The 8,690-nt window shown below is 54.8% G+C and carries 9 protein-coding genes; 4 read left to right on the top strand and 5 right to left on the bottom strand.

Going from position 1 to position 8,690, the window contains the following annotated elements; all coding sequences use genetic code 11:
* On the top strand, positions 1 to 260 hold a 260-nt coding region (locus AB5Y50_RS06240), incomplete at its 5' end, for a transposase (RefSeq protein WP_368162465.1).
* Positions 261 to 477: 217 nt separating this feature from the next.
* Here AB5Y50_RS06240 and AB5Y50_RS06235 read toward each other — a convergent pair.
* A complete protein-coding gene (locus AB5Y50_RS06235) occupies positions 478 to 1,389 on the bottom strand; it encodes a LysR family transcriptional regulator (RefSeq protein ID WP_049635915.1) in 912 nt (303 codons plus the stop codon).
* 146 nt (positions 1,390 to 1,535) lie between these two features.
* Here AB5Y50_RS06235 and aguA point away from each other — a divergent pair, with 146 nt between their 5' ends.
* Both aguA and AB5Y50_RS06225 read left to right on the top strand, forming a co-directional pair.
* On the top strand, positions 1,536 to 2,633 hold the full coding sequence (gene aguA, locus AB5Y50_RS06230) for an agmatine deiminase (RefSeq protein ID WP_049635914.1): 1,098 nt from the start codon (positions 1,536 to 1,538) through the stop codon (positions 2,631 to 2,633).
* Between the two features lie 136 nt (positions 2,634 to 2,769).
* Positions 2,770 to 4,473 carry an amidase gene (locus AB5Y50_RS06225; protein ID WP_045523418.1) on the top strand — a complete coding sequence of 568 codons (1,704 nt, stop codon included), beginning with the start codon at positions 2,770 to 2,772 and terminating at the stop codon, positions 4,471 to 4,473.
* Positions 4,474 to 4,688: 215 nt separating this feature from the next.
* On the opposite strand, the gene AB5Y50_RS06220 is transcribed toward AB5Y50_RS06225, so the two are convergent.
* Together AB5Y50_RS06220 and AB5Y50_RS06215 are read right to left on the bottom strand one after the other, a co-directional pair.
* Positions 4,689 to 5,540 (bottom strand): HNH endonuclease, encoded by an 852-nt coding sequence (locus tag AB5Y50_RS06220; RefSeq protein ID WP_080988540.1) that lies wholly within the window; start codon positions 5,538 to 5,540, stop codon positions 4,689 to 4,691.
* A gap of 665 nt (positions 5,541 to 6,205) precedes the next feature.
* Positions 6,206 to 6,706 (bottom strand): hypothetical protein, encoded by a 501-nt coding sequence (locus tag AB5Y50_RS06215; RefSeq protein WP_125117098.1) that lies wholly within the window; start codon positions 6,704 to 6,706, stop codon positions 6,206 to 6,208.
* Between the two features lie 433 nt (positions 6,707 to 7,139).
* On the opposite strand from AB5Y50_RS06215, the gene AB5Y50_RS06210 reads away from it, so the two are divergent.
* The gene (locus AB5Y50_RS06210; protein WP_045523422.1) at positions 7,140 to 7,325 is read left to right on the top strand and encodes a hypothetical protein; all 186 of its coding nucleotides are present in this window, start codon (positions 7,140 to 7,142) and stop codon (positions 7,323 to 7,325) included.
* A gap of 144 nt (positions 7,326 to 7,469) precedes the next feature.
* On the opposite strand, the gene AB5Y50_RS06205 is transcribed toward AB5Y50_RS06210, so the two are convergent.
* Positions 7,470 to 7,865: a hypothetical protein gene (locus AB5Y50_RS06205; protein ID WP_045523424.1), complete on the bottom strand. Its 396-nt coding sequence runs from the start codon at positions 7,863 to 7,865 to the stop codon at positions 7,470 to 7,472.
* Positions 7,866 to 8,099: 234 nt separating this feature from the next.
* On the bottom strand, positions 8,100 to 8,609 hold the full coding sequence (locus AB5Y50_RS06200; protein WP_049637034.1) for a hypothetical protein: 510 nt from the start codon (positions 8,607 to 8,609) through the stop codon (positions 8,100 to 8,102).
* Positions 8,610 to 8,690: the final 81 nt, after the last annotated feature.

Below are 8,690 nucleotides of genomic sequence, written 5' to 3'. Positions count from 1 at the left end.
TGATCCTCGATAACTACATCATTCACAAAAGCAAACAGACCGAGCGATGGTTGAAGAAGAACCCCAAGTTCTGCCTGGTGTTCCAGCCAGTTTACAGCCCTTGGGTTAATCACATCGAACGGCTGTGGCACAAGTTACATGAAACCATCACGCGCAATCATCAATGCAGAGGAATGGCCAGCCTGCTGGCCCGAGTGAAACACTTCATGGATACCGTGTCTCCTTTCCCGGGGAATGGCTATGGTACAGCGAAGGTGTAGCACTATTGGGATCAGTTATTTAGCAGACAGGTTGTTTGCGATGCTGCCAGTGGCGCAGATCCGCTCCCTTCTCCCCTTGCGGGAGAAGGGTTGGGGATGAGGGGGGGAGTCACACGCCGTCGGGTTTTTCAGGAGTCACCAGCTCTTTCATCAGATGCTTGAGCCACACCTGGGCCGGCTGCTGCGCATGGTGCTTTGGTATGCCAGCCGCTGCCGCTTAGCCCGGATTCACCAGATCCTTCATCAACGCCTTCAACCAGGTCAACGCCGGTTGCTGGGCGTGGACCGGGTGCCAGACGCAGTTGAGGTGATAGTCCGGCACGTCGTCGGGCAGGGGCAGGCTTTTCAGCGGCCAGTGGCTGGCGAGCAGCTCGGCCACCATGCTGGGCAGTACCAAGAGGTGATCGCTCTGGCTCACGATGGCGGCGGCGGACATATAGCTCTGGCTGTTGACCGAGATGGTGCGGCTATGGCCCAGGCTCTGCAAATAGCGGTCGAGGCTCGCCTCCGAGGTGCCGAGCGGCGAGTGGAACACATGGGGCATCTCGATTAGCTGGTCGAGGGTGATGCGCTCCTCCTCCAGCTCCAGGGTGGCACGCACCAGCCCGGCCAGGGGTTCGGTGAGCCAGGTCTCCTTGCCCAGATACCCCGGCACCTGCATGTACTCGTCAAACCCCAGCACGAGATCTATCTCGCCGCTCGCCAGCTCGGCTTCGGGCAGGGTATCGCGCAGGATGCGGATCTCGATGGTGACGCCGGGGGCCAGCTTCCTGAGGCGCTGGATAAGGGGCGGGATCAGCACGCACTCCACGTAATCCGTGGTGCAGAGTACGAAGCGGCGCTTCGACTGGCGCGGCGCGAACTCGTCCTCCTCCCAGAGCTGCTGCTCCAGCAGCCGCAGCGCCTGCTGCACCCCCAGATGCAGGCGCTGGGCCCGGGGAGTCGGCAACATCCCCTGGGGCGTGCGCACCAGCAGCGGGTCGCCGAGAAAGGCCCGCAACCGGCCGAGGGAGTGGCTCATGGCGGGCTGGCTGATAAAGAGCGATTCGGCGGCGCGGGTCACGCTCCCTTGCGTCATCAGGGCGTCAAAGGCGAGCAGCAGATTGAGGTCGAGCTGGTGCAGTTTCATGGGGGGATTATTCGCCGTGTTTATGGGACAATTAATCCTATTCATTTGATGGATGGGCGCGCAACTTCTTACACTGCGACCCACTCTTATTTTTTTCAGGGTTCCCAGGCAAATCGGGGGCCTCAATCCATGCAAGGAGCCTTGCGATGAGCATCAAGACCATGAACACCACGCCGGCCGCCGACGGCTTCACCATGCCCGCCGAGTGGGCTCACCAGCAGGCCGTCTGGATGATCTGGCCGTTCCGCCCGGACAACTGGCGGGAAGCCGGTCGCTTCGCCCAGGCCACCTTCGCCAAGGTGGCGGATGCCATCGGTGGCGCGACGCCGGTCTTTATGGGGGTGCCGGCCCAGTTTATGGAGCAGGCCCGTGGCATCATGCCCGCCCACGTTACCCTGGTTGAGATGGCCAGCGATGACTGCTGGGCCCGCGACACTGGCCCCACCATCGTCACCAACGCCGCAGGCGAGTGCCGTGGGGTGGATTGGGGCTTCAACGCCTGGGGCGGTCACAAGGGGGGTCTCTACTACCCGTGGAACCAGGATGAAGAGGTCGCTGCCCGGATGCTGGAACAGCACGGCATGGGTCGTTACGACGCGCCGCTCATTCTGGAAGGGGGCTCCATCCATGTGGATGGCGAAGGCACCTGCCTGACCACCGCCGAGTGCCTGCTCAACGAAAACCGCAACCCGCACCTGACCAAAGAGCAGATCGAAGCTCACCTGCGCGACTATCTGGGTGTCACCAGTTTTATCTGGCTGGACGAAGGGGTCTACATGGACGAGACCGACGGCCACATCGACAACATGTGCTGCTTCGTGCGCCCGGGTGAAGTGGCCCTGCACTGGACCGATGATGAGACAGATCCCCAGTACGCCCGCTCCCTGGCCGCCCTCCAGGTGCTGGAAGCGGCGGTCGACGCCAAGGGTCGCAAGCTGAAAGTGTGGAAGCTGCCCCAGCCGGGCCCGCTCTACTGCACAGAGGAAGAGTCTGCCGGCGTCGAGAGCGGCAGCGGTGTGCCGCGCGAGGCAGAAGGCCGTCTGGCCGGTTCCTACGTGAACTTCCTTATCACCAACGATCGCATCGTCTACCCGCTGCTGGATGCCGCCACCGACGGCGAAGCCCAGCGCATTCTGGAAGAGATCTTCCCGGAGCATAAGGTCGTCGGCGTACCGGCCCGCGAGATCCTGCTGGGCGGTGGCAATATCCACTGCATTACCCAGCAAATTCCTTCTGGCAAGTAAGAACCTGTTCCAAGCCAGCCAAGGTTGGTATTCAAAACCCCACGCCGTGGGGTTTTATCTCTTGATAACGTGATGGCCGCAGGCGCCGATGCGGCGATCATCATGACAAACAGTCACCCTTTTACAGGAGATCCCCATGATCGAAGTGACCGAGGTTTCCATTGTCGAGCTGCGTGCTGCGCTCGAATCAGGCCGCACCACCGCGGTCGAACTGGTCGAGGCCTATCAGGCCCGGATCGCCGCCTATGACGGCCCCGAGACACCAACCCGCCTCAATGCCGTCGTGGTGCCCAACCCCGATGCCCTGAAAGAGGCGCAAGCTTCCGATGCGCGCCGCGCCCGTGGGGAAACCCTGGGGCCGCTCGACGGCATCCCCTACACCGCCAAAGACAGCTATCTGGTCAAGGGGCTGACCGCCGCCTCCGGTAGCCCGGCCTTCAAGGATCTGGTGGCCCAGCGCGATGCCTTTACCGTTGAGCGCCTGCGCGCCGCCGGCGCCATCTGCCTTGGCAAGACCAATATGCCGCCCATGGCCAATGGCGGCATGCAGCGCGGCGTCTATGGTCGCGCTGAGAGCCCCTACAACGCCGACTACCTGACCGCGCCCTTTGCCTCCGGCTCCTCCAACGGGGCCGGCACTGCCACCGCCGCCAGCTTCGCCGCCTTCGGTCTGGCGGAAGAGACCTGGTCGAGCGGCCGGGGTCCTGCGTCCAACAACGGCCTGTGTGCCTACACCCCGTCCCGTGGCGTGATTTCGGTGCGCGGCAACTGGCCCCTGACCCCGACCATGGATGTCGTCGTGCCCTACGCCCGCACCATGGCCGATCTGCTGGAAGTGCTCGATGTAGTCGTCGCCGACGATGCCGACACTCGCGGTGATCTGTGGCGCATGCAGCCCTGGGTCAAGCTGCCCAAAGCCTCCGAAGTGCGTCCGGCTTCCTATCTGGAGCTGGCTGCCAAGCCCGATGCCCTCAAAGGCAAGCGCCTCGGTGTGCCGCGCATGTTTATCAACAAGGATGAACTGGCCGGCACCAGCGACAACCCCGGTATCGGCGGCCCGACCGGTCAGCGCATCCATACCCGCGAGACCGTGATCGCCCTCTGGGAAGATGCGCGCAAGGCGCTGGAAGCCGCTGGCGCAGAAGTCATCGAAGTGGACTTCCCGCTGGTCTCCAACTGCGAAGGGGACCGACCCGGCGCGCCGACCGTGTTCAATCGCGGCATCGTGAGCCCGGAGTTTCTCAACGACGAGCTGTGGGAGCTCTCCGGCTGGGCGTTCGACGACTTCCTGCGTGCCAACGGCGATCCCAAGCTCAACAAGCTGGCCGATGTCGATGGGCCGAAGATCTTCCCCCACGATCCGGGCACCCTGCCGAATCGCGAGGGCGATCTGGCGGCGGGCATGGACGAGTACGTCAATATGGCCAAGCGCGGCATCAAGCGCTTTGACGAGATCCCCACAGTGCCGGACGGCCTGCGCGGTCTGGAGAAGACTCGCAAGCTGGATCTCGAGGACTGGATGGACGGGCTCAAGCTCGACGCCGTGCTGTTCCCCACCGTCGCCGACGTCGCCCCGGCTGACGCGGATGTGAATCCGGCCTCCGCCGATATCGCCTGGAGCAACGGCATCTGGGTTGCCAACGGCAACCTCGCCATTCGTCACCTCGGCGTGCCGACCGTCACCGTCCCCATGGGGGTGATGGCCGATATCGGTATGCCGGTGGGGCTGACCTTCGCCGGTCGCGCCTATGATGACAACAACCTGCTGCGCGTCGCCTCGGCCTTCGAGTCCACCGGCAGCAAGCGGATGGTGCCGCCACGTACGCCGCCGTTGGGGTGAGGGTGATTACCAGTAGGACTAGATAGCGCGGATTGTCCGCTCATAACGATAATAAAGCCACTCACTATATGGTGGGTGGTTTTTAATTTTTGAAATTGGTTGTGGGAAAACGATTTATATTATGCACGTTTCTTGAAATATCTTTGATGCATTTTTATTCATGCTTTCTAAGATTATTCTTGGTAAAGTGCATGTGTTATATGGAATGACGTTTTTTAATACCAAGAGTGATAAAAACTTGATGTGGTTGCATCACCACCATGCTTATCGTTTTGATTGCATTCTTTACATAGTAATTGCATATTTGATATGTCATTAAAACCAAAGTTTGACAAAGGTACAATATGGTCATAGTTCGCTACATTATCCAAGTTTAATGTGCCTGAAAGATCTTTGTTACAGAGTACACAGCGTCCTCTATCTCTAAAATAAACGGCTTTTCTAACCCAGCTTGGAATGTTTTTCCTTTTTAGCTTGCCATTTTTCCTTATCAGATCATCTGATTTTGACTCAACAGTATGTTCACGTTCCAAAGCATTTGCCATCATTGTGTTAAACACAAGCATTAACACACGATTTTGAAATAGAACATGGAATACTTCTTTTGATGTATGCTCAATGAGTTGTTCAAAATTTCCATTAAGCCTTAGTTCAAGAAGATAATCATAAATATCATCTTTATCGCATGTCGTGAATTTCTTGTCTCTTTCATGCAGAAAACTTGAGAAGCTTTCGTATTCCAATCCATGAAATGTCAACGCCAGTTCAATAGGCAAAATATCCCATTTTAAATGTTTATTTATTATTGGAAGATGAGCATTGTTTTTTATTAACTGTTGTCGTTCCTCCAAATCTATATCATAGGTGTTATCCCAAGTGACATCATCTATTACAAACTCTAGAAAGTCATGAAAAACAGAGTGCTTTCTAAATGGTTGCAGCATATTTAGTATATTACCATCGCCATGAAAGTTATGAAGGTCACGTAAATATGAGTCTTGCTCCATTAGAATATTTGATATTACGTTACAGAAATAATATGTTTCATAATACTTTACATTGAGCACTTTGTTCTCCTCATATTAATTATTTTTAATAAAGTCGTATTTTAGTTTTATTTGTTAAAGTAGCTTTGGATATATAATCGCGTAGTCTACCTCAAAAGGGCTGTAGATCTGAATGACGAAGTATATTCGGACGATCGCGAATGGGGGCCGAGAAGCCGCTGACATCCGGAGTTTCCTGCCGGTCTTGCTATGACTCGGTACGCGGCGGTATGCGGACGATTACGCTGCGCTAATCGACCCTACATGATGTGGCTTATTGTTACCTCCCCCTCATCCCCGACCCTTCTCCCCTTGTTTGTGATCAAGAGTGGGAGAAGGGAGCAAACAGGCTCCGCTGATTATGCGTTGGCTCTGTGGTGCGGGTGAATATGAGTGGCTTGGTATTGGCACGGGTCATCCCCTCTCCCTCGGGAGAGGGCCAGGGTGAGGGGCCGCTATCTGTGTTGTAGGTTCGAATAGCGAAGCGTATTCGGACGATCGCGAACAGGTAGTGGCCGAGAAGCCACTGATATCCAAAGTATGCTGCCGGTTTTGCCATGATTTGCTGCGTGGCGGTATGCGGACTAATTTTTCATTTCCTTATGTTAGTTATGGTACAACTCTACAAAACAGTGGGTGCTAGAAATATAATAGAGCGTTTTTTCTAAAGTTTTTAATTATTGTTTTCATGTCGATGTCATTACAATTAACCATACATGTAGTATCTTTTTTCTTTTGAAGAAAACCTGGTAAAGGTTCGAATCCCGATACCTTGTAGTAGTCAGGGTTAATATCGGAGTAAAGAATAAATGCTCTTGTTTTAAATTGGTTGCAATACTCTTTTTTACTGCGTCTAATAGTATTCTGGCAAAGCCATTTCGCCTTTTATCAGAAACTGTAGATAGAGACCCTATACCTATGGTTGAAATGTCATAAATGGAAGGTAGTGAATAACATATAATAGAACTTAAAATACAATTGCGTTCTTCAAGAATATACCAAGTTCCTTTTTTATATTTTTCAGAATTATTACAGGAAAACAAATACTTGTTGAGTTCTAATCCATCTCCCCAAGCATCATAACCCATTGTATAGATACTGTTCATATCATCTAACGTAGCGGTTCTGATTACTAGGTCATCAAATCTAAGAAGTGGTAAATTTTCTGCGGGTGTTAAAAAAGACATAAACCACCTTTGATAAATGGGTATTGATAACTAGTTGTAAAAATACAGGTAGGGATGTGGATTAGTGTTCACAATATTATTGCGGTGGCTCGTTTGGGTCAACTTTTGTTTTTTTAAAATTAAAGTGCTGCGTTGTTATGATTTTTTGTGATCTTGTATTATTTAGAGAGGGTGGGGCGGTATTTTGTTCCGATTAGCGGCTTTGTCGGGATATTGATTTCCACTTTTTCCGTCCGAATAAAGATACGGTGAGAGAGATGCCTGCAGATTGCTCTTCATACAAACATGGAGAGAAGAGGCTATTTTCACCATCTTCACCTTGGCTTCACACAACCTCATTTTTTCCTCACAAATCCCCCCTATCTTCTGTCCACTGATAAATGGGCCTGCTTGCCACAGGAGTGGCAAGGGCCAACGAGAGGGGAGCAAGAGGATGAAATCCTGGATCAAATACGGGCTGGTCGGGGCCTTGATACTGGTGGCGAGTTTCTGGGGCGGCAGCGTGCGGGCGGTGCAGATGCCCCTTGGCCAGGATACTGCCGTGCCGGGGCAGCTAACCGCCCAGGTTGCGGTGCTCCCGAAGGAGGCCCATTTCCAGCCCCTGGGGGCTCTGCCATAGGTTGCTGCCGGACGTGGCACCTGAGGGAGTTGATACCGGTCTTTTTAACCAGACCGGGCCGGTGACGTCACGGCACAGTGCGCATCAACACGGGCCGGGCTGGCTAGTGCGCGACATAGTGAGCCTCATGCCAGACCGGGCTGGCTACTGCGCCTGATATTGGGCATCCAGCCAGGCGATGGCCTCTTGGGGGTCGTTGAATGCCTGGATATGGCCCGGGTGAGTGAGGGAGAGGCAGGAGAGGGCGATATGATGGAGCACCTTGGCCGAATAGAGGGAGGCGATGGCCACCAGGTTCTTCTGGGCGAGCCACCCATAAATATCCTGCAGATGGGGCAGGGCGGAGAGCACCACCCCCTGATGCTGGCGATGGTCCACCAGGGCGCAGAAACGCTTACCGTCCAGGCTGTTCACCACGGTCTTTATCTGTGCAATCCACGCCAGCATACCCTCTTCATTGAAAGGGCCGATCAGCTCACAGGTGACCAGGTGTTCCTGCACATTGAAGATGAACTCACCGTGTTTTTTATCAAAGGACATACAACATTCTTATCCATGACCAGGGGCGGCAAGATGATATTGATTCATTCAACCTGCATCAATATCCGAATGAGGGTTTTGGTCATGGCGTCGTATTGCTGCGTTGACGCCGGGGGTAAGGTGCTTGTCCGTGATGGCGATACGAGAACAACAGGCGGCGCCAGTGTATTTCATCCGGATGCCGGGTAGTCCGGTCTGCATCCAGGGTGGCAATGCTCCTGTTTGCCCGGGCCCTTATCCCGGGGTGTCTTGCCCGGAAGGGGGGACTGCCTTGGTGAGGGCGTCGATGGCATTGGGGACGAATCGCTCGGAAAAACCGGCGATAAAGGCCCAGATGACGGCTTTGGCGGCATCCAGATTGGTTGCAGGAGAGGCCAGGGTCAGCAGAGTCTGCAAGGAGACATAGGGGTGCTCCATGTGTTTGAACTTGGGAAACAGGTCCCCCTGGAGCAGGCTGCTGGCAAAGAGCCCGTAGGCGATAAAGCCGAGAATGCCGGAAAAGAGCAGGGAAACATAAAACTGCGTCACGATCACCCGGGGTTGGCTGATGTGGGCGATGGCACCGCTGTCGTGCAGCCTGGCGAGGCGGTAATAGTTGTTGATGACGGCCCCCACCGATCCGGCAAAGAAGATGGCGGTCATGATGTTGGACATGAGGGGGATGGTTTGTAGCAGCAGTACCAGAGCAAGGCCTCCGAAGGAGATGAGGCCGCTGATGGCCAGGTGTTTGTAGTAGCGATCCATGGGTAGCTCCACTTCGGGCACAAGACCCTGTTGAGGATAGTCAGCCTATGGCGAAAATGACCCGAAAAGGCCGGTGAAGCA

This window comes from Aeromonas sp. s6 (assembly GCF_040907815.1).
GTDB classification, from domain to species: domain Bacteria; phylum Pseudomonadota; class Gammaproteobacteria; order Enterobacterales; family Aeromonadaceae; genus Aeromonas; species Aeromonas caviae.
Note: the sequence above shows the minus strand (reverse complement) of the source record. Positions and strands in the feature narration are given on the sequence as shown.